The sequence below is a fragment of the Vibrio rubrogenes genome, assembly GCF_059641415.1.
Genome location: NZ_JCARSY010000018.1, coordinates 35,335 through 55,578 on the forward strand (window position 1 = coordinate 35,335; position 20,244 = coordinate 55,578).

Here is a 20,244-nt window from a genome sequence, read left to right on the forward strand (position 1 = left end):
TCGCATAGCTTGTTGGTGCAACCAAGAGTATCATAAAAAGCAATGACTATAAGTAATATAAGCCCGTGAAATCTCCGGTAAATGACAGTTTTTGATGCTTTACAGTCAAATTTTCTGTCGTCTGAGAAATGACCCCGGAAGCATAAACATAATGAGGTAAGCAATGACGCTAATTCGAAAAGAAGACGTCATCAGTAGTGTGGCTGATGCGCTTCAGTATATCTCTTATTACCATCCGCTTGATTTTGTTCAGGCGTTAAAGAAAGCCTATGATCGCGAAGAAAGTCAGGCCGCGAAAGATGCTATCGCCCAGATTCTGATTAACTCCCGTATGTCTGCGGAAGGACACCGTCCGATCTGTCAGGACACCGGTATCGTGACTTGTTTTGTCAATATTGGTATGAATGTTCAGTGGGAAGGTGATATGACCGTACAGGAAATGGTTGATGAAGGTGTTCGTCAGGCATATACCAATCCGGAAAACCCACTTCGGGCATCAGTCCTGCACGATCCTGCGGGGAAACGGATCAATAGCCGTGACAATACACCGGCTGTCGTTCATATCAACATGGTTCCCGGTGATCAGGTTGAAATTCAGATTGCTGCCAAAGGGGGCGGTTCTGAAAACAAAACTAAAATGGTAATGCTTAATCCGTCAGATGATATTGCGGAGTGGGTCGAAAAAACATTACCAGCGATGGGGGCTGGCTGGTGTCCACCGGGAATGTTAGGCATTGGTATCGGTGGTACAGCAGAAAAAGCCGCGGTATTGGCAAAAGAATCCTTGATGGAACATATCGATATTCAAGACTTGATTGATCGCGGCCCGCAAAATGCCGAAGAAGAGCTGCGTCTGGATATCTTCAACCGAGTGAATCGCTTGGGGATCGGTGCTCAGGGGCTGGGCGGATTAACCACCGTGGTTGATGTGAAGATCAAAACCGCGCCAACCCATGCTGCATCCAAACCGGTTTGTCTGATTCCGAACTGTGCGGCAACACGTCATATTCATTTCACACTGGATGGTAACGGTCCGGCTGAGTTTGTTCCGCCTAAACTGGAAGACTGGCCGGATATTACGTGGGAAGCGGGTGAAAATACGCGTCGTGTCAATCTCGATCAGGTGACCAAAGAAGATGTCCGTCAATGGAAGACCGGTGAGACACTGCTCTTGTCAGGCAAAATTCTGACCGGACGCGATGCAGCCCATAAACGTATCCAAACCATGTTAAATAATGGGGAAGGTCTGCCAGAAGGCGTTGATCTGAAAGGTAAGTTTATCTATTACGTCGGGCCGGTTGATGCAGTGGGTGATGAAGTCGTTGGTCCGGCAGGCCCGACAACATCAACGCGTATGGATAAGTTCACTGACATGATGCTTGAAGATGTTGGTGTGATGGGCATGATTGGTAAAGCTGAGCGCGGTGCTGCCACGGTTGAATCGATCAAAAATCATCAGGCGGTTTATCTGATGGCTGTCGGTGGTGCAGCTTATTTGGTTGCAAAAGCGATTAAGAAAGCCCGGGTTGTGGCATTTGAAGATCTGGGTATGGAAGCCATCTACGAATTTGAAGTCGAAGATATGCCGGTGACTGTGGCAGTTGATTCTCGTGGTGTGAATGCGCACCAGACCGGTCCGGATGTCTGGAAAGTGAAAATCGCAGAAGCCGAAAAATAAACGCTTTACGCTAATTACACAAAAGCCTCTGTTAAGAGGCTTTTGTTTTTGGGGCTTACTCCGATGGGGGGATTACTGACATCGGAATCATTCATTATTGAATTGTTGTTGTGAATGATCTGTTGCTCACTCTATGTGGACTCGCACTGTTGCTAATAAAGCGCGTATCTCCGTTGCGCTGATAACCCATGATTAGATGTTGCTGATATCGATTGACTTCAGATCCACTTGATTATTATTGCCAGTGTAATCATTTTTGTTATCGCTAAATGTGCCTTGACTGAATACGTCTTTACCGGGAATATAGTCTGCACTGCTGACGCCATCACTGAATTCAATATTAAATGGAGTCGCACTGGAAATATTATTCAGACTTTGTTTGATCAGCGGGGCATCCGCATCGCTTGAAGTAAAGGCTCGATTGATCCTGAATATCAGATGATTACTGACAAACGTATCGTTGAATGTGGTGAGTCGGTAGGAGACTGAGCCAATATCGTTGGTCAGAATATTATTCCCTCCAACAATGACCCCGCTGTTTGGCCGAACGGACAAGATCGTCCCGGCTTTGTTATATTCGACAATAAAGTCACCGACAGTCCAGCCTGTCTCATAGTAAACATTGGGTATACCTGATGTATTGCCGACTTTGATCCGAATGTCGCCATCATCAAATGTAGAATTATTGTTAATGTCGAATGTTACCGTGGCATTGTCTTTTTCTATCTGGTCTTCATTCAACTGATTATACAAATGAACGGAGATATCAAAGCCATTGGTAATATCACTGAACCCTAATCCATTGGATTGGTAATTAACAAGGGGGTTTGAACCACCGTCAGAGCCACCGCAGCCACCGAGTGATACCATCAGCATGGTACTGTAAATTACTTTTTTCATTATTATTGTTTTCCATTAAATAATTGCTTCGTGATTTGGCGAATAAAAAACATTGAGTTATGTGTTTTTATTATAAAATGAAAAACATCGGCGAAATGTAGCGCTTGCCGTTAGTCATGTGACAGATTGTGACAGTGGCTTTTTATAAAATCTACGATGTGCCGTCTTGTGAAATGATGAAATGCTTCCAATTTTTATCCAGTTTGGTATGGTTTGCTACCGATTTAATTTTACGAGAACAACCATGCAGTGGTTCAAAAAAATCATCCTAATTGTCGCAATCATTACTGCCAGCATTTATATGTTGAGTGTTGGCGTACTGACTTATCTGTTTTCTTCTACTGACGATGAACCGCAGGGACAGGAACAGATCTCTGAGCAGGTGTCTGTCTCAGAAAGACCAGTGACAATCAATGACCAATTATGGCTTGGCTAGTGATTCGGTTTGTGAATGATGCTTATGAATGGGGGATCGGGACCTGATAGACATCTTCTTCAATGACGGTGGCCATATTTAAGAAGGTTTCATAAGTAGAACTCAACAAGAGTTTATTTTCCAGCCACAGCGGAATATGACCAGCAGCACTGCCTTGACCTTGATACGAGATCTGAGTCTGCTGGTGATTCAGTTGAATGGCTTGCCATTCTCCGCTCACATGTTGCATTCGCACGTAATTCCGCTCGAGAGGATATTGATCACCAACATCTTGTACGCTAATTGTTAATTTTCGGGCTTGCGGATCATAATGAATGACGGAATCAATGACCATGTCCCGATCTTCAACAGGCCAAGGCGCACTGTAATAAGCATGAATAATCCGTTTATGAACGGATTTGGTTTCAATCACGACCTGACGACAGTTCGCAATCCATTCGGGACCACGTTGTGCATCGTGCAATAAGGCAATTAAGGCACCGGGAATGGCTTTAACAATTGCGACAGCTTTGACTTCTATATGACCTGTAGCCGTTTTGTGGCTATAAACTTTGACGTTGTCATCTGATTTATAGAGTGACCATGACTCTGTTGATGACTCAGTGGCGTGAGTATCTATGGGTAGGTGAAACAGCAACACAGCCAGTGCAATCCATCTCATGATGTTCAGATATCCTTAATGAATATGAGGCATATCCCCACGTTCTCCATCATAGCGGTGCCGGCATCTGTTAGCGAGGGGGAAATCGCTATCCCCCTCACAAGATTGCTTTTTCACAACCTGTCCGCTCTTTTTACAGAGATGACTATCAACACCGAGCGAGCCTTAACCGCTGCCCGAACAGATTGATCAACGCACCGGAGACGATGAGAATGCCGCCGATTAACGTCCAGATCGATGGAATTTCATCAAATACGAGGATACCGATAATCACTGAAATCACGATCTGCACATAGGCAAATGCTGAAGCTCTGCCGGCATCCTGAGTCTGCATCGCTTTGGTCAATCCATACTGACCCACCTGAGTGAATACCCCAACCAATATCAGCAAAATGGTGATATTGAAATCAGGCCAGACGAAGTCATCACCAATCAGCAAAGCAGCGATCGGGAGTGCAACCAACGGAAAATAAAAAATAATCACTGAGCTGTCTTCTGTCGTGCTTAGTTTTTTAACAATAACATAAGCGACAGAACTGCCGAATGCGCCCATGAGAGCGAATGCGACGCTCAATAGAGGAAGCGGTGTCGTTGATTCCGAGGACATATCAGATTGCAGGATAAAGTACAGTCCGAGTAGGCAAGTCACAATACAGATGATGGTTGCCGGCTGAACCCTCTCTTTTAAGAAAAACACGGCTAACAGCGCCGTAAATACCGGATGGATATACTGCAAAATCGTCGCTTCAGCCAGAGGAAGCGTGGTCACGGAATAATAGACGCACATCAGTGCGACTGTACCGACAGCCCCCCGGGCAAATAGCAATGGCTTATTATTGCCCCAGAGAGAAATCTTTTTACGTTTGACATCGAGATAACTGATGACAAGAGAAACCAATGCACGGGCGGCAACGATTTCGAAAACGGGAATCCCGTACTGATTTGTGGCTTTGACACATGCGGTCATGAGGGCAAATCCCAAAGCAGACAGAAACATAAATTGGACACCGATGGGAAAAATCGGTTGTTGGGATGATTTCATTTTTATAACAGCTTATATTGGTCGGTAGATTGGAGGAAAGAGAGACAACGCATTTTAGCTTGGTTAGAGTGATTTGTCTCTCTTTTTGCGGGTTCTGAAAGGCGGACAGCAGTTCAGTGTGAGAACTATTTTATGAATTTAGATGAGTACAATTCGTTCTGTCGCTCATTACCGGCGACGACTTATGTGGTGCAGTGGCATCATTCCCACGTTTGGAAGATTGGTGGCAAAGTATTCGCCATCGGTAGCTTGAACCGAGATGAGCAGTCGGTATTTACGTTTAAGACATCGCCGCTTAACTTTGACTTTTTAAGCGAACAACCGGGATATCGACCGGCCCCTTATTTTGCTTCCCGCGGGATGAAATGGATCCAGCATGATAAAAGTACAGCCGAAACGGATGAAGCATTGATGTATTATCTTGCTGAATCTTACCGAATCGTTTCATTGGGATTGAGTCAACGTACACAGCGAGCGCTAGGACTGAATCAGCCCCCATCACCCTGAGCCACAGCACTGCATTTTTAGATGGCTGGAGTATATAATTGCAGCTACTAACTGTAACTCAAAAAATAGCTTAAAAGAATAAGGCGGTAGCAATGCGACAGATTGGTCAGGATGTTTCGGAATTGATTCAGCGTGGTCTGGATGCGAATATAAAAATTGCTGTCACCGGGCTGTCACGAGCCGGCAAAACAGCTTTTATCACCTCACTGCTCAATCAAATTCAGCATCTCTCTACACATCGCCATTTGCCTTTTCTGGTTGCGAGTCAACAACAGCGAATCATCGGCACTAAACGTATTCCACAGCGCAATCTGATGGTCTCTCGTTTTGATTATGAAAAGGCCATCTCAGCGATTCAGAACCATCCTCCTTTTTGGCCGGAACCAACCCGGGATGTCAGTGAAACACGAGTCGCCATCAAATACCGACCGGATAAAAGAAGTAAACGCCTACTGGGCAAGTCACTGACATTGTATATCGATTTGATCGATTATCCGGGAGAGTGGCTGCTCGATTTACCGCTTCTGGAGATGAGCTTTGAACAGTGGTCAGCGCAGCAGATTCAGCAGTTAAGCAGTCAAAGAAAAGTAATGGCTGATGGATGGCTTGAGAAGAGTCGGGCGTTGGATCTGAATGCAGAAGCAGATGAGCAGCGCTTGGCAGATATTGCCAGTGTGTACACGGATTATTTGCACCATTGTAAAGCTGAAGGATTTCACTGGGTACAACCCGGGCGTTTTGTGTTACCCGGAGAACTGGCCGGTGCGCCGGTTCTGCAGTTTTTTCCGTGTCTCCCGCCAGAGGAGTATCGTTCACGTCGCTCACTGACGACCAACTATGACCTGCTCAAAGCGCGTTACCAAGAGTATCAGTCAAAAGTTGTGCGTAACTTCTATCGTGAATATTTTTCCACATTTGATCGTCAGGTGGTGCTGGTGGATTGCCTGAGCCCGCTCAATACCGGACATGATTCTTTTGTCGATATGCAACACGCCTTGGTGCACCTCCTGCAAAGTTTTAAGTACGGGCGGAATGGTTTATTGTCACGACTGTTTGCACCCAAAATCGACAAAGTGCTGTTTGCTGCCACCAAAGCGGATCATGTCACACCGGATCAACACGTGCATTTGCTACATCTGTTGAATCAGATGATTCAGCCGGTCTGGCAGGATGTCTCTTATGAAAACGTGGCCATGGAATGTATGACTTTAGCGTCTGTTCAGGCAACGCAATCCGGATATATCTCAGCCCCGGAAGGACGCATACACGCGATTCAAGGCACCACGCTCAGCGGCGAAAATGTAACGATTTTCCCCGGAGAAGTCCCGGACAAACTCCCATCCCCGGCATTCTGGCAATCTCAACGGTTTGATTTTACGGCGTTCCGTCCACAAATTTCTGACCCCCGGCAACCGATACCTCAAATTCGTCTCGACGCGGTACTGGAATATTTAATCGGAGATAAATTGCGATGACACCTTATCAACCGAAACGAGTCTTTCAGCAAGACTTGGAATCATCAAATGAGAAAACAGCATCACTGCTGGCGCAGCAGCAGTTTGATGAGGCAACATTTACTCCCGAGTCCGTTTCACAATCATCACTGGCGGAATCAGAAGATGTCAATCTCGATACGGTGATTCGACCCCGGGAGAAAACACCTTGGTTCTGGCGATTGAGTGGCAGCGCTTTTGTGGGGTTAGTCGGCTGGCAGGCGGTCGACACCATTGTTTCGGCATACCAAAATGGTGAATGGTTAACGTTAGGCTGGACTGCCCTCGTAACTGCTGTTGCCGGGGTGGGACTTGGCCAGTTACTAAAAGAGTGGTTCACACTGCGTTCATTGCGAAAACACTTTACCCGCCAGACGGAAGCTGAAACCCTGATTCAGTCACAGAGTGTCGGTCAGGCAACCGGACTGTGCCGTAAAATTATCGATGAGGCCGGCTTGGTTGACGGTTCAGCGGCAGCGATTGAACCTCAGCATGTGGCAGAATGGGAAAAACACCTGAATACGGCCTATAACGATAGTGAAGTTCTGGCGTTGTTCGATGTGTTTGTCCTGAAGCATCTCGATGAAAAAGCGATTCAGCTGATTTCCCGTTATGCAACCGAATCTGCTGCACTGGTCGCGGTCAGTCCGTTGGCGGTGACGGACATGTTGCTGGTTGCGTGGCGAAATCTGGCAATGATCAACCGATTGTCTGATTTATACGGTGTTCGTTTAGGTTACTGGTCCCGGATTCGTCTGTTGCGGACGCTGTTTGTCAACATGGCTGCTGCCGGCGCCAGTGAAATTGCAATCGATGCCGGAACTGACCTGCTTTCGGCAGGATTGGCCGGGAAAATATCCGCCAGAGCCGGACAAGGGGTGGGCGTCGGGATTCTCACCGCACGTTTAGGGCTTCAGGCCGTTACACTATTGCGGCCATTGCCATGGGTTCCTGAACGGAAAGCGAAACTGACCAGCGTCAGAAAAGCGATTGTTTCGAGAGTACTGGCCCTGATGAAAACACCTTGATGGTCAATGTTTGTCGGCAACACATCCAGTGAGATGATTCTCGGATAAGTTGCTTATCAAACTGTGATATCAGTGCATCCGTTTTTATCGGGTCATTTTTGTGACTTGACGGAAATTGAGTGTTGATAGAAACTACTGTCAACTTTTCCTTACACGTTTGGGTTGCTTTTTGTGCGTCTAGAAGTCTTTTGCGAAGACCGACTCGGGTTGACCCGGGAACTACTGGATATTCTGGTCTCCAGAAATATCGATTTGAGAGGGATTGAAATTGATATTTCTGGGATTATTTATCTAAATTGCCCGGATATTGATTTCACGACGTTTAGTGAGTTGATGGCTCAAATTCGGATGATATCCGGTGTGAAAGATGTCCGGAAAATTCAGTTCATGCCAATGGAACGACATAACACTGAGTTGGTTTCACTGCTGAATAATCTCCCGGATGCGGTGTTGGCGATGGATTTGAAAGGCTTTGTCGATACTGCAAACCATGCCGCTTTATCATTGCTTAATAAGCAGCAACACGAAGTCATCGGCCATGCGATTTCAACACTGGTTCATGCTTTTAACTTTTCTCGTTGGCTTGAGGGGGGTAAATCCCGTCAGCGAGAGGAGATTGTGCTTAATGGTCTGGACTATGTTCTGGAGATTATGCCCGTTTACATTCAGAGTGAGTCAAAAGAGTCGATTCTGGCCAGTGCAATGGTGATCCTGCGAGCCAGACAGCTTCATCATGAAATACAACTCACACAATTACCGCTTCATAGTGAACTGGGATTTGAACACTTCGTCGGTATTTCAAACCGGCACAAACATCTCATCAATCAGGCAAAAAAGCTGGCGATGCTGGATCAACCTTTGTTGATTGAAGGCGAAACCGGCACCGGAAAAGAAATGTTGGCGAAGGCTTGCCATAATCGCTCAGAACGTTCATCGAGACCATTCTTGGTCGTAAGTTGTGCGTCGATGCCGGATGATGTTGCCGAAACCGAGTTATTCGGTCATGCGCCGGGATCTTTCAATCACCGTGAAGGGCATAAGGGCATTTTTGAGCAGGCCAATGGTGGCACCGTGTTTCTCGATGAAATCGGTGAAATGAGCGCACACCTCCAGATTAAATTATTACGTTTTCTCCAGGATGGGACATTCCGCCGAGTCGGGGAAGAGCATGAAATTCACGTTGATGTTCGGGTGATCGCATCAACGCGGCATAATCTGGCAGCCTTGGCCGAATCCGATAAATTCCGTGAAGATCTGTTTTATCGGTTGAACGTACTGACCCTGTCGATTCCACCATTGCGTGAGCGCCCCAGTGATGTTCAGCCATTGCTGGAACTCTTTATTGCCAAGCACGTGCGCCATATGGGGATGGCAAAACCTCACTATGACGAATCAGTCATTGAACAGTTGTCGCACTATCAGTGGCCCGGCAATATGCGCCAGTTGGATAACATGGTGCTGAGAGCATTGACCGAGATGCCGGACGATGAGTTAAAAATCGACTATTTCCATCTCCCGGGAGTTGAAGCGGTCAATGGTGGGATCGGGCTGCTGAATCTCGATGGCTGTTTGGATGACATCATGAAAGATTATGAAGCCAAAGTGTTAGAGCGGCTCTATCAGTCATTCCCCTCGAGTCGCAAGCTGGCGAAACGATTGAACGTATCTCATACCTCAATTGCGAACAAATTGCGAGATTACGATATTCGGAAACATTAACCTTTTCGGGATGTCTATCACCTTTCTAGCGAGGCTGATACTCTCGGAGCGATAAGCAACAGGACGCTAAGTAATTTATGTATAAACAAGTTTATGATGTCGATGGTGATATTGTGATTCGTTCGGCCCGGATTGATGATGCCAGAACGATTGCCCGGTATTTCAATGTTAACCGTCGCTACCTCACACCGTGGGAGCCGAAACGAGAAGAGGAATTTTTTCTTGAACAGGGTTGGGCACAACGTCTGATTAAACTCAGAGAATTAGAAACAATGGCACTTGGTTTCTATCTCCTGATTTTCGATATTTCTACCAATGAAATGGTTGGTACGATCTCGTTTAGCCAAATTTCACGTTTTCCGGTTCACAGCTGTTATGTCGGTTATTCATTGGCTGAAAATGCGCAGGGTAAAGGGATCATGACCCGGGCATTAAAAATGGCTTGTCGGTTTATGTTTGAAGCACAGAATATGCATCGTATCTCTGCAACATACATGCCCCGCAATCAACGCAGTGAAGCCGTGCTGAAGCGGTTAGGCTTTCAGTATGAAGGAGAGTTGAAAGATTTTCTGTTGATTAATGATCAGTGGGAAGATCACTATATGACCTCATTGATCAATCCGAATTGGCAAGCCAAGCCCGCGGCCTGACTCTCGTTGTTCTCAATTGCAGAAATATCATCGCTCAGTCGGGTATGAACAATATGCTGAGCGATGCAGCCTATCTCATTTTCTTCTGACTTAATTTCCCCGAACCTGTAAGCCGTTGCAGACTGCTTGTCTGACCGGCGATTCATTGATGCATTCAATTCAATATACTCCATTTAGTTCAATCAATTTACCTCAACTAATTTACCTCGACTAATGGCTGCAACATACATACAAAGTCGATGTGAACAGTATAGATTGTTGACAATATTTTATGATGAAAAATAGAATTTATTTTATCTGATTGTTTTTAAATAATTTAATTTTATATAGATATTAAATCTGAGAATAAATGGTTAGACATTAGTCTAAATTGTCAACAATATGCTTGCTAATGTATCAGTGGATCGGCTATTTTTTGTGCGTAGTCGGTCGAAAGACCTTATTAATAGAGAGACGACAGTGGATCAAGCGACAGATTTAATTCAGCCGGAGAAAGACAACACCAAATCAGAACATCTGACGGATTACTTGATTGAAGCAATTGTTCAGGGAGAGATTGCGCCCGGCAGCAAGATCTCTGAACCCAATCTTGCCCGTCAGTTTCAGGTCAGCCGGGGGCCATTGCGGGAAGCGCTGATGCGACTCGAAGGTCTTGGCTTGATTGAGCGGATACCGCATGTCGGTGCGAGAGTGATTGCGCTGTCTTATGAAAAATTGATTGAACTGTATGCGGTGCGGGAAGCGCTCGAAGGAATGGCCGCACGCCTTGCTGCCCGATATATCACACCGGCAGAGTTGAGCAATCTTGAAGCACTGTTAGAAAAACATGCTTGTCATCTTAGCCAAATTGAAGGTGCGTCATACTTTCATCAGCATGGTGATTTCGATTTCCATTATTGCATTATCAAAGCCAGCCGTAACCAACAACTTATCCGGCTATTGTGTGATGAGTTGTATCATTTATTGCGCATGTTTCGTTATCAGTCCCCTCGGGCTCACAGTCAGCCGAGAGAAGCACTTGGGGAGCACCAGTTTATCCTGAAGGCCATACGGGAACGGGATGAGGAACTGGCGGAAATGTTGATGCGGCGTCATATCGCGGGCAGTCGGAAACTGATTGAAGTCCATATGCTGTCCGAACAGGGAGAACAATCATGAACAGTCCGGGTAAAAAATTCAGAGCAGCAGTCAGACACAACCGACCCCTGCAAATTGTCGGCACGATTAATCCGTATTGCGCGATGATGGCGCAACAAATCGGGCATCAGGCAATTTATCTTTCCGGTGGCGGCATTGCCAATGCATCTTATGGGGTGCCCGACTTAGGGATCACCACACTCAATGATGTGCTGGTGGACGTTGAACGGATTACCAATGCAAGTGATTTACCGTTGCTCGTCGATATCGATACTGGATTCGGCGGCGCTTTCAGCATTGCCAGAACCATCCGTGCGATGGAAAAAGCGGGGGCCGCGGCGGTTCATATTGAAGACCAAGTGCTGCAAAAAAGATGCGGTCACCGACCCAATAAAGCGATTGTCAGTTGTGCTGAAATGGCCGATAGAATTAAGGCCGCTGTGGACGCGCGCGTTGATGATGATTTTGTCATTATGGCGCGAACTGATGCTTTAGCGGTAGAGGGCATGGAAAAGGCGATTGAACGGGCGATTGCCTGTGTTGAAGCCGGCGCCGATATGATTTTTCCCGAAGCAATGGTCGAGTTAGGTCAATATGAGCAGTTCGCGACAGCACTGGAAGAAGTCGCAGGAAGACCCATTCCGATTTTGGCGAATATCACCGAATTCGGCCAAACACCGTTGTATGACTGTGACGTGCTTGCCGAGGCACGAGTGAGTATGGTGCTTTATCCGTTGAGTGCATTCAGAGCAATGAATAAAGCGGCAGAAATGGTGTATCAGCATCTGCTCACAACAGGCAATCAGCAGGCGTTACTGCCACAGATGCAGACCAGACAGACATTGTATGACTATCTGAATTATCACTCTTATGAAGATAAGTTGGATCAACTGTTTTCTGAGCAGCACCAGTAAATTTATATCCATCACGTGAAACTAACCCGGCCGACTGAATCATGCCCTATCCGGGGACAATGATTATCCGTCAGAGATAAGCGGCAGGGAAATAAGGAGCTCAACATGCCAAACAAGGAACTGGGAGGTGCAGGGTTGCGAGGGCAGAGTGCTGGCACGACTGCCTTATGTACTGTCGGGAAAACCGGAACAGGGTTAACCTACCGGGGTTACGATATTACAGACCTTGCCAATCATGCGCAGTTTGAAGAAGTGGCTTACCTGCTACTCAAAGGCAAACTGCCAAACCAACAAGAGTTAGATGCCTACACGACCCACCTGATGCAGTTACGCGGATTACCGCAGGTACTCAAAGACGTTTTAGAACGTTTACCCGCAGAGACGCATCCGATGGATGTGATGCGCACCGGGTGTTCGGTGCTCGGTAACCTTGAGCCTGAGACTGATTTTTCTCAGCAGTTGTCAGCCACTGAACGGTTATTGGCATGCTTCCCGGCGATCATCTGCTACTGGTATCGGTTTAGCCATGATGGGGTGCGAATCAACACCGACGATCACAGTGAAACCTCTATCGGTGGCTACTTTCTGAAAATGCTGTTGGACCGCGAACCCGATGAGCAATTCCGTCAAGCGATGCATTGCTCACTGATCTTGTATGCTGAACATGAATTCAATGCTTCGACATTTACTGCCCGGGTGTGTGCCTCGACGCTATCGGATCTCCACTCCTGTATTACAGGGGCAATCGGCACGCTTCGCGGTCCGCTGCATGGCGGTGCGAATGAAGCTGCGATGGCCATGATTTCCCAGTGGGAAACACCGGAACAAGCGGAAAGTGGTCTGCTCGAAAAGCTGGCTCACAAAGACAAAATTATGGGCTTCGGTCATGCGGTATATCGAGAGTGTGATCCCCGGAATGCGCTGATTAAACAGTGGTCCCGACGTCTTGCACAACAAGTTGGCGATCACCACCTTTACGCTGTTTCAGAACGGGTAGAAGCCGTCATGAAACGGGAGAAGGGGCTGTTTTGTAATGCCGACTTTTATCATGCTTCCGCTTATCACTTTATGGGAATTCCGACGCCATTATTTACCCCGATTTTCGTCATCAGTCGTTTGACCGGTTGGGCCGCTCATGTTTTCGAGCAGCGGGACAATAACCGGATTATTCGTCCGAGTGCCGACTATCAAGGCCCTGAACATCAAGATTGGATTCCCATTGAACAGCGTTAACCAAGGACAGACTCATGAGTCAGAATGTAGATTTTAATCAACGGCAACAACCCGATGAACTACTGGTGCAAATTGCCGATTATGTCGATCAACAGCCTATCACGTCACAAGAAGCTTATCAGACCGCACGCAATTGCCTGATCGACACGCTGGGATGTGGCCTGCTCGCGTTACGTTTTCCTGAATGTACCAAGCATTTAGGTCCCACTGTGCCGGGCACCACCGTACGTCATGGCGCCCGGGTGCCGGGCACCTCCCATGAGCTGGATCCGGTCACGGCCGCATTTAACATTGGCTGTATGATTCGCTGGCTGGATTTCAATGACACTTGGCTGGCGGCCGAATGGGGCCATCCCTCTGATAATCTGGGCGGTATTCTTGCGACGGCGGATTATCTGAGTCGAGTGGCCGTTGCTCAGGGAAAACCACCGCTGGTGATGAAAGATGTTTTAACTGCCATGATCAAAGCGCATGAGATTCAAGGTGTTCTGGCATTACACAATAGTTTCAACCGGGTCGGACTTGACCATGTACTTTTGGTACGTGTGGCCTCGGTTGCTGTGGTGACGAAGATGCTTGGCGGTAGCCGACAGCAGATTATTGATGCACTGTCTCAGGCTTGGGTCGATGGTGGTGCGCTGCGAACGTATCGCCACGCACCGAATGCCGGCTCCCGCAAATCTTGGGCTGCCGGAGATGCAACATCGAGGGCGGTCCGGCTGGCGATGATTACCATGAAGGGCGAGATGGGGATCCCGACGGTTCTCTCTGCCCCGCAGTGGGGATATTATGATGTGCTGTTCAAAGGCAAAGCATTTGATATCCCACAACAATTCTCCAGTTATGTGATGGAAAATGTACTGTTCAAGATATCGTTTCCGGCGGAGTTCCATGCGCAGACAGCAGTTGAATGTGCGGTGCAATTACATCCGCATGTCCGGGATCGGATTGATGAGATTGATCGCATTGAACTGACCACCCATGAATCAGCTATTCGTATCATTTCCAAGGTCGGTGAACTGGCAAATCCGGCAGATCGCGATCATTGTCTGCAATATATGACGGCTGTGCCATTACTTTATGGTGATTTAGTGGCTGAATACTATGAAGATGGTTTTCATCAGGGCGATCCTCGCATCGATCAGCTCAGAAACAAGATGGTGATTCAGGAAGATAACCGTTATAGCCGCGAGTATCTGGAAGCCGATAAACGTTCGATCGCGAATGCCATTCAGGTTTTCTTCCGTGATGGCTCATGTACAGAGAAAGTCGAGGTCGAGTATCCGATCGGTCATCGGCGTCGCAGAGAAGAAGGGATTCCCGTACTCGAGCAGAAGTTTATCCGTAATTTACAGACTCGTTTTCCTCAAGGCCGTGTTGAAGCACTGACGACACTGTGTCTGGATCAGCAACGTCTGGAGCGTACACCGGTTGATGAGTTTATGGCGCTATTTGTGATTAACTAATTTGTGATCAATAAATTTGTGATCAATAAACGGGTGTGAAATTAACTTCCCAAGGTCGCTGGTATCAGACTGATACCGGCCACTATCAATGGGGGAAATGATGCTTACATATGAACAAGAGTATCAATTTGCCAGAGATTACCCAGAGATATTCTGGGGCGGACAGGCAGATAAACTGGATTGGTTTCAGAAACCGCAAACCATTCTAAGTGTCGATGAACATCAGATCGAGCGCTGGTTCTCCGATGGAGTGATGAACACCGCATGGATGGCATTGGATTATCACTGCCAACAAGGTCGGGGTGAATGGACGGCGCTGATTTATGATTCTCCGGCGACGGGGATTCAAAAGCAGTGGGATTATCAGGCGTTACGGGATGATGTGGCGCGTGTCGCAGGCATGTTGGCCGCTCAAGGGGTCACAAAAGGTGATCGGGTGGTGCTGTATATGCCGATGATTCCCGAGGCGGTCATGGCAATGCTGGCTTGTGCCCGCTTGGGAGCGATTCACTCGGTTGTGTTCGGCGGTTTTGCCCCGAATGAGTTGGCTGTCAGAATCGAAGATGCCGAACCGAAAGTACTGATAACTGCCTCGTGCGGCATTGAGTTCAACAAAATTATCCCGTATAAACCATTGGTTGATAAGGCGATTATGGATAGTCGCTGGAAACCGGAACACGTCATTGTCGTCCAACGTCCGGCTCATATCGCTGAGCTCAATCAAGCAAGAGATCAAGATTGGCAGCCTCTGTTTGAAGCTGCGACACCTCACGAGTGTGTGCCGGTACGGGCAACCGATCCATTGTATATCCTCTATACTTCGGGGACGACGGGGAAACCAAAAGGCGTGGTCCGGGATAACGGTGGCCATGCCGTGGCAATGAAGTATTCGATGTCAGCTATCTATAATATGCCGCAAGACGGTGTATTCTGGGCCGCTTCTGATGTCGGTTGGGTTGTGGGTCACTCCTATATTGTCTACGGGCCGCTGATTCATGGTTGTGCCACGGTACTTTATGAAGGCAAACCCGTGCGGACACCGGATCCGGGGGCTTTTTGGCGAGTTTGTAAACAATACCAAGTCGATGTACTTTTTTCGGCACCGACTGCGTTCAGAGCGATTAAAAAAGAAGATCCTCACGGGGCATATATTCAACGTGACTCACTCCAATCATTGCAAGCGATCTTTATGGCCGGAGAACGGCTGGATCCGCCGACTTTGGAATGGGTTCAGTCCCATACCGATAAGCCGGTGATTGATCACTGGTGGCAGACGGAAACCGGCTGGGCGATTGCCGGTAACCCGCTAGGGATTGAAACGATGCCGATCAAACCGGGTTCATCAACCAAAGCAACACCGGGATATGTCGTTGATATTCTCAATGAACAAGGAGAGCCTCAAGCGTGTGGTCAACAAGGTTATGTGGCACTGAAACGGCCGCTGCCGCCCGGCTGTTTGCCGACCATTTGGCGTAACCATGACCGGTTTGAGTCGGGGTATCTGAGTCAATTTCCCGGTTACTATGTATCCGGTGACGGAGGATATACCGATGAACAAGGTTATCTGTTCATCATGGGGCGGATCGATGATGTGATCAATGTCGCCGGACATCGATTATCGACCGGAGAAATGGAAGAGGTCGTCGGGGCACACCCAGCCGTGGCAGAGTGTGCCGTGGTTGGTGTGCATGATGCGCTGAAAGGGCAGCTTCCATTAGGGTTGGTGGTGTTGAAAAACGGCATGAAAGTGGACACTCACCAGTTAGAACTTGAATTAGTCGGACAAGTGCGTGACCAAATCGGGGCGATTGCCTGTTTTCACCACGCCGTTGTGGTTGAACGGTTACCTAAAACACGTTCGGGCAAAATTCTGCGCCGCGTGATTCGGCAGATCGCTGATGGAGAGAGTTATACGGTTCCTTCAACCATTGATGATCCGCTGAGCTTATCCGAGCTTGAACAGGCGTTGCATCACGATATAGACCATAAGACTGGGTGAAAGTGCCGGATGTGGCTGACGACGGGGGACTGTGCAGGGGGAGCACTCCCCCGGTCGTTTGTCTTGTCATTGGTTTGCGGCGCGTTATTTTTTTACCTTGGGGAACGTCGGGTATAAACTAGCCATATTCCTATCTCTTGCCTGAGGCTGCTATGGTTAATCTTCGGTTGGCGAAATCGTCGGATCTCCCCGTTCTTGAACAGATGATGTATGAGTTACACAATGAGCATCACTTGGCTTGCCCGCAACACTTCAAGTCGGCACAAGCGGTGATGGAAGAGAAGCGAATTGCTGATTATTTAGAATCCCCTGAAGGATTAGTGTTTGTTGCTCTCTGCGATCATCACTGTATTGGCTTTGTTTCCGGGCATTTCGCCGATTTAATCTCTTCCGTCAGCAAACCGGTATTGATGGGCAGTATTGATGAATTTTATGTGTTTCCATCCTATCGCGGACAGGGCATCGGCAGTCAGCTGTTACAGCGGATAGAAAAAGAATTTAAAGACTATGGAGTGCAACAACTATTTGTTGAAGTATGGGATTTTAATCAGTCTGCCATTAAACTCTATCAGAAACTCGGATTCGGCCATCACATTCATTGTCTGAGGAAGGGAATACGTTAAAGGGAAAGCGCTAAAAAGCGCCGGAAATGAAGCATCTCCGGCGCTTTCAATCAAGAAAGATTCTTTATTTGTACGCAGTTGCGGCAGCTGGTCCGTTTATGCCAGCACAAATTTTTCAATAGCCCGTGCCACGCCGTCTTCATCGTTGCTGGCGGTAATGTAGTCTGCAATCGCTTTGGTTTGTGGCATGGCATTCTCCATCGCAATGCCTAAACCTGCATATTCGAGCATGTGATGATCATTTTCTGCATCACCGATACACATCACAAGCTCTGCCGGAATCCCCAGACGTTCGGCCACGGCCTGAATTCCTAATCCTTTATTACTTTGCGGGTTCAAAAATTCAAGAAAATAGGGGGCGCTTTGGACAATCGTAAATTGTTCGACGACCGCCGCAGGTAAGTTCCGATAAGCCTGAGCAAGTTTTTCCGGTTCATCAACGATCATCGCTTTAATCATGGGATGATCATCATCCAGTGTCTCAAAATCGATTTCATGAATCTCGATACCATTGATTTGCGCTTCCAGACGAGTGTATTCAGTGCTCTTTGGTGTAATCAGCCCCAGTCTCTGGCTGAAAGCATGGGTATTGACGTTGAGCGCCCGAGCGGTTCGGCCAATGGTTTTGACATCGGCAGCGCTGACAACTTGTTGGCGAATGATTTCACCCGTCAGCACATTTTCGACAAAAGATCCGTTGTAATGAACGACATAGTCGTGTTCACGATTCAACCCTAATAGATCGAGATACGCGCGAAGTCCTTCAATTGGTCGGCCAGAGGACAAAACAATTTGGACACCCTTGTCTTTTGCCGCCTGTATGGCAGCTTGAGTGCGGGCTGAAATTTGTTTTTGACTGTTTAGCAGTGTGCCATCCATGTCGAGTCCAATCAGTTTATACATGATTTATCACCGGTAACTTCAGAAAATGTGAGACTAAAAATAACAAGTGGTACGGGATTCTATCGATAGAATGAATGCCAAGACGTACCCATATCAAGACGCACCAATATGAGGGAGTTTCAGCACAAATACAAGCATAACCTCAGATGTCATTATCTCGGATCATCGGTATCAAATGTCTATCCCTGATGGGCTCGAAATCCTCTGTTCGGGCGACCAAATGGGGGAGCAGATATTTGACTGGAGAAGCGGTTCGGAAAACTATCTTTTTGAATTATATCGTAATTATAGGGAATCGAATTGATTTTCATGTTAATACTGTATGGGTTTAATTTGACCTTCCGACAAGCTTCTATTAAGGTCTGCGACTCGCATAATATGACTGCTGAATTAGGATTCATTTTGAGTATTTATAGAGTCAATGAAATCTTTCAAACTATCCAAGGGGAGGGTGTCTTTACAGGTGTCCCTGCTGTTTTTGTTCGCTTACAAGGATGCCCGGTGGGATGTGCTTGGTGTGACACCAAGCAGACTTGGTTTACCGAGCCGCAGGACCAGCGTTCTGTTGATGACATCATCGTTAAAACTCAGGATAGTCCGCTTTGGTGCCAGATGAGCGCAGAAGCAATTATTGATTGCTATCACCAGCAAGGCTATACCGCGAAACATATTGTGATTACTGGCGGAGAACCGTGCCTCTATGATTTGACGGTGTTAACCGAAGCGTTTGAAGCCATTGGCTGTCATTGTCAGATCGAAACCAGTGGCACGGCTGACATCCGAACTTCGACCCAAACATGGGTGACAGTGTCACCAAAAATAGCCATGAAAGGTCGCTTACCCGTACTGGAAAGTGCACTACTACGGGCCAATGAAATTAAGCACCCCGTCGGCACACGTAAAGATATTGAGCAGCTCGAAGATTTACTGCGCCAGACACCGGTTGCCGATGATACAATCATTGCTTTACAACCGATTAGTCAGAAACCACGAGCGACTGAGTTATGTATTGAGGTGTGTATCGAACGCAATTGGCGTTTATCGATTCAGACTCATAAATATCTGCGTATTGCCTGAGGAATTGTTATGAAAAAAGCTGTTGTTGTCTTTAGTGGCGGACAAGATTCGACCACTTGCCTTGTTGAAGCGCTGCAAACTTATGATGAAGTTCATGCGATTACTTTTGATTACGGACAGCGTCACCGGCTTGAGATTGAGACCGCACGTCAATTAGCGGTTCAATTGGGCGTGAAAGCCCATAAAGTGATGGATGTCGGCTTGTTGAATGAATTAGCGATCAGTTCGCTGACACGGGACGATATTCCGGTCTCTCATGAGTTACAGGACAATGGATTACCGAATTCATTTGTGCCCGGTCGAAACATCTTATTCCTGACACTGGCGGGTATTTATGCGTATCAGATTGGTGCCGAATCGGTGATTACCGGTGTGTGTGAAACGGACTTCTCAGGTTATCCGGATTGCCGTAACGAATTCATCCAAACCATGAACCGAGCTCTGGTTCAAGGCATGGATCGAGAAATGAAAATTGTTACTCCTCTGATGTGGCTGAATAAAGCGGAAACATGGGCAATGGCCGATCATTATGGCGCATTGACATTAGTCAGAAACCAGACGCTCACATGTTATAACGGTGTGATTGGTAACGGTTGCGGTGAATGTCCTTCCTGTCACTTAAGACAAGCAGGACTGGATGAATACCTGAACAACCGGGACTCACTCCAGCAAGCCTATTTAGACAAGCGAGCCACGCAAACGCACTCATGACCGGAGTGATGTGTTGTCATCGAAGCTCTGCTATCGAGTGAGTTGTCCGCGAATTCCCCCGGTTAAC

General features: G+C 47.3%; 19 protein-coding genes. 15 read left to right on the top strand and 4 right to left on the bottom strand.

The window, feature by feature from the left end; genetic code table 11:
* Window positions 1-163: 163 nt before the first annotated feature.
* A complete protein-coding gene (locus tag AC55NX_RS13475) occupies window positions 164-1,678 on the top strand; it encodes a fumarate hydratase (RefSeq protein ID WP_496996217.1) in 1,515 nt (504 codons plus the stop codon).
* 192 nt (window positions 1,679-1,870) lie between these two features.
* Here the strand turns inward: AC55NX_RS13475 and AC55NX_RS13480 are convergent, their stop codons facing one another.
* Complete coding sequence (locus tag AC55NX_RS13480) at window positions 1,871-2,578, bottom strand: hypothetical protein (protein WP_496996218.1); 708 nt, start codon at window positions 2,576-2,578, stop codon at window positions 1,871-1,873.
* Window positions 2,579-2,822: 244 nt separating this feature from the next.
* Here AC55NX_RS13480 and AC55NX_RS13485 point away from each other — a divergent pair, with 244 nt between their 5' ends.
* Complete coding sequence (locus AC55NX_RS13485) at window positions 2,823-3,014, top strand: hypothetical protein (protein WP_496996219.1); 192 nt, start codon at window positions 2,823-2,825, stop codon at window positions 3,012-3,014.
* Between the two features lie 22 nt (window positions 3,015-3,036).
* Here the strand turns inward: AC55NX_RS13485 and AC55NX_RS13490 are convergent, their stop codons facing one another.
* Together AC55NX_RS13490 and AC55NX_RS13495 are read right to left on the bottom strand one after the other, a co-directional pair.
* Window positions 3,037-3,675 carry an SRPBCC family protein gene (locus tag AC55NX_RS13490; protein WP_496996220.1) on the bottom strand — a complete coding sequence of 213 codons (639 nt, stop codon included), beginning with the start codon at window positions 3,673-3,675 and terminating at the stop codon, window positions 3,037-3,039.
* 148 nt (window positions 3,676-3,823) lie between these two features.
* A complete protein-coding gene (locus tag AC55NX_RS13495) occupies window positions 3,824-4,717 on the bottom strand; it encodes a DMT family transporter (protein WP_496996221.1) in 894 nt (297 codons plus the stop codon).
* 132 nt (window positions 4,718-4,849) lie between these two features.
* On the opposite strand from AC55NX_RS13495, the gene AC55NX_RS13500 reads away from it, so the two are divergent.
* From AC55NX_RS13500 to AC55NX_RS13550, 11 genes are all read left to right on the top strand, one after another.
* Complete coding sequence (locus AC55NX_RS13500; RefSeq protein WP_496996222.1) at window positions 4,850-5,224, top strand: MmcQ/YjbR family DNA-binding protein; 375 nt, start codon at window positions 4,850-4,852, stop codon at window positions 5,222-5,224.
* Window positions 5,225-5,316: 92 nt separating this feature from the next.
* Window positions 5,317-6,699, top strand: coding sequence for a YcjX family GTP-binding protein (locus AC55NX_RS13505; RefSeq protein ID WP_496996223.1), 1,383 nt, complete (start codon window positions 5,317-5,319; stop codon window positions 6,697-6,699).
* Complete coding sequence (locus AC55NX_RS13510) at window positions 6,696-7,745, top strand: YcjF family protein (RefSeq protein WP_496996224.1); 1,050 nt, start codon at window positions 6,696-6,698, stop codon at window positions 7,743-7,745. The genes AC55NX_RS13505 and AC55NX_RS13510 overlap by 4 nt, the downstream gene beginning before the upstream one ends.
* A 171-nt stretch (window positions 7,746-7,916) precedes the next feature.
* Window positions 7,917-9,464 (top strand): transcriptional regulator TyrR, encoded by a 1,548-nt coding sequence (gene tyrR / locus AC55NX_RS13515; RefSeq protein WP_496996225.1) that lies wholly within the window; start codon window positions 7,917-7,919, stop codon window positions 9,462-9,464.
* Window positions 9,465-9,541: 77 nt separating this feature from the next.
* Window positions 9,542-10,114 (top strand): GNAT family N-acetyltransferase, encoded by a 573-nt coding sequence (locus tag AC55NX_RS13520; RefSeq protein WP_496996226.1) that lies wholly within the window; start codon window positions 9,542-9,544, stop codon window positions 10,112-10,114.
* A gap of 459 nt (window positions 10,115-10,573) precedes the next feature.
* Window positions 10,574-11,272, top strand: coding sequence for a GntR family transcriptional regulator (locus AC55NX_RS13525; protein WP_157371877.1), 699 nt, complete (start codon window positions 10,574-10,576; stop codon window positions 11,270-11,272).
* Window positions 11,269-12,165: a methylisocitrate lyase gene (prpB, locus tag AC55NX_RS13530; RefSeq protein ID WP_496996227.1), complete on the top strand. Its 897-nt coding sequence runs from the start codon at window positions 11,269-11,271 to the stop codon at window positions 12,163-12,165. The genes AC55NX_RS13525 and prpB overlap by 4 nt, the downstream gene beginning before the upstream one ends.
* A 105-nt stretch (window positions 12,166-12,270) precedes the next feature.
* The gene (prpC, locus tag AC55NX_RS13535; RefSeq protein WP_496996228.1) at window positions 12,271-13,398 is read left to right on the top strand and encodes a bifunctional 2-methylcitrate synthase/citrate synthase; all 1,128 of its coding nucleotides are present in this window, start codon (window positions 12,271-12,273) and stop codon (window positions 13,396-13,398) included.
* 14 nt (window positions 13,399-13,412) lie between these two features.
* The gene (locus AC55NX_RS13540; RefSeq protein WP_059120845.1) at window positions 13,413-14,864 is read left to right on the top strand and encodes a bifunctional 2-methylcitrate dehydratase/aconitate hydratase; all 1,452 of its coding nucleotides are present in this window, start codon (window positions 13,413-13,415) and stop codon (window positions 14,862-14,864) included.
* Window positions 14,865-14,964: 100 nt separating this feature from the next.
* Window positions 14,965-16,863 (top strand): propionyl-CoA synthetase, encoded by a 1,899-nt coding sequence (locus tag AC55NX_RS13545; RefSeq protein WP_496996244.1) that lies wholly within the window; start codon window positions 14,965-14,967, stop codon window positions 16,861-16,863.
* Window positions 16,864-17,015: 152 nt separating this feature from the next.
* Window positions 17,016-17,486, top strand: a complete 471-nt coding sequence (locus tag AC55NX_RS13550; protein ID WP_496996229.1) for a GNAT family N-acetyltransferase — start codon at window positions 17,016-17,018, stop codon at window positions 17,484-17,486.
* A gap of 96 nt (window positions 17,487-17,582) precedes the next feature.
* On the opposite strand, the gene yidA is transcribed toward AC55NX_RS13550, so the two are convergent.
* Window positions 17,583-18,389 (bottom strand): sugar-phosphatase, encoded by an 807-nt coding sequence (gene yidA / locus AC55NX_RS13555; RefSeq protein WP_059120843.1) that lies wholly within the window; start codon window positions 18,387-18,389, stop codon window positions 17,583-17,585.
* A 378-nt stretch (window positions 18,390-18,767) separates the two neighbouring features.
* Between yidA and queE the strand changes: the two genes are divergently transcribed.
* The gene (queE, locus tag AC55NX_RS13560; protein ID WP_496996230.1) at window positions 18,768-19,466 is read left to right on the top strand and encodes a 7-carboxy-7-deazaguanine synthase QueE; all 699 of its coding nucleotides are present in this window, start codon (window positions 18,768-18,770) and stop codon (window positions 19,464-19,466) included.
* Window positions 19,467-19,475: 9 nt separating this feature from the next.
* Window positions 19,476-20,177 carry a 7-cyano-7-deazaguanine synthase QueC gene (queC, locus tag AC55NX_RS13565; RefSeq protein WP_059120842.1) on the top strand — a complete coding sequence of 234 codons (702 nt, stop codon included), beginning with the start codon at window positions 19,476-19,478 and terminating at the stop codon, window positions 20,175-20,177.
* The last annotated feature ends 67 nt before the right edge of the window (window positions 20,178-20,244 follow it).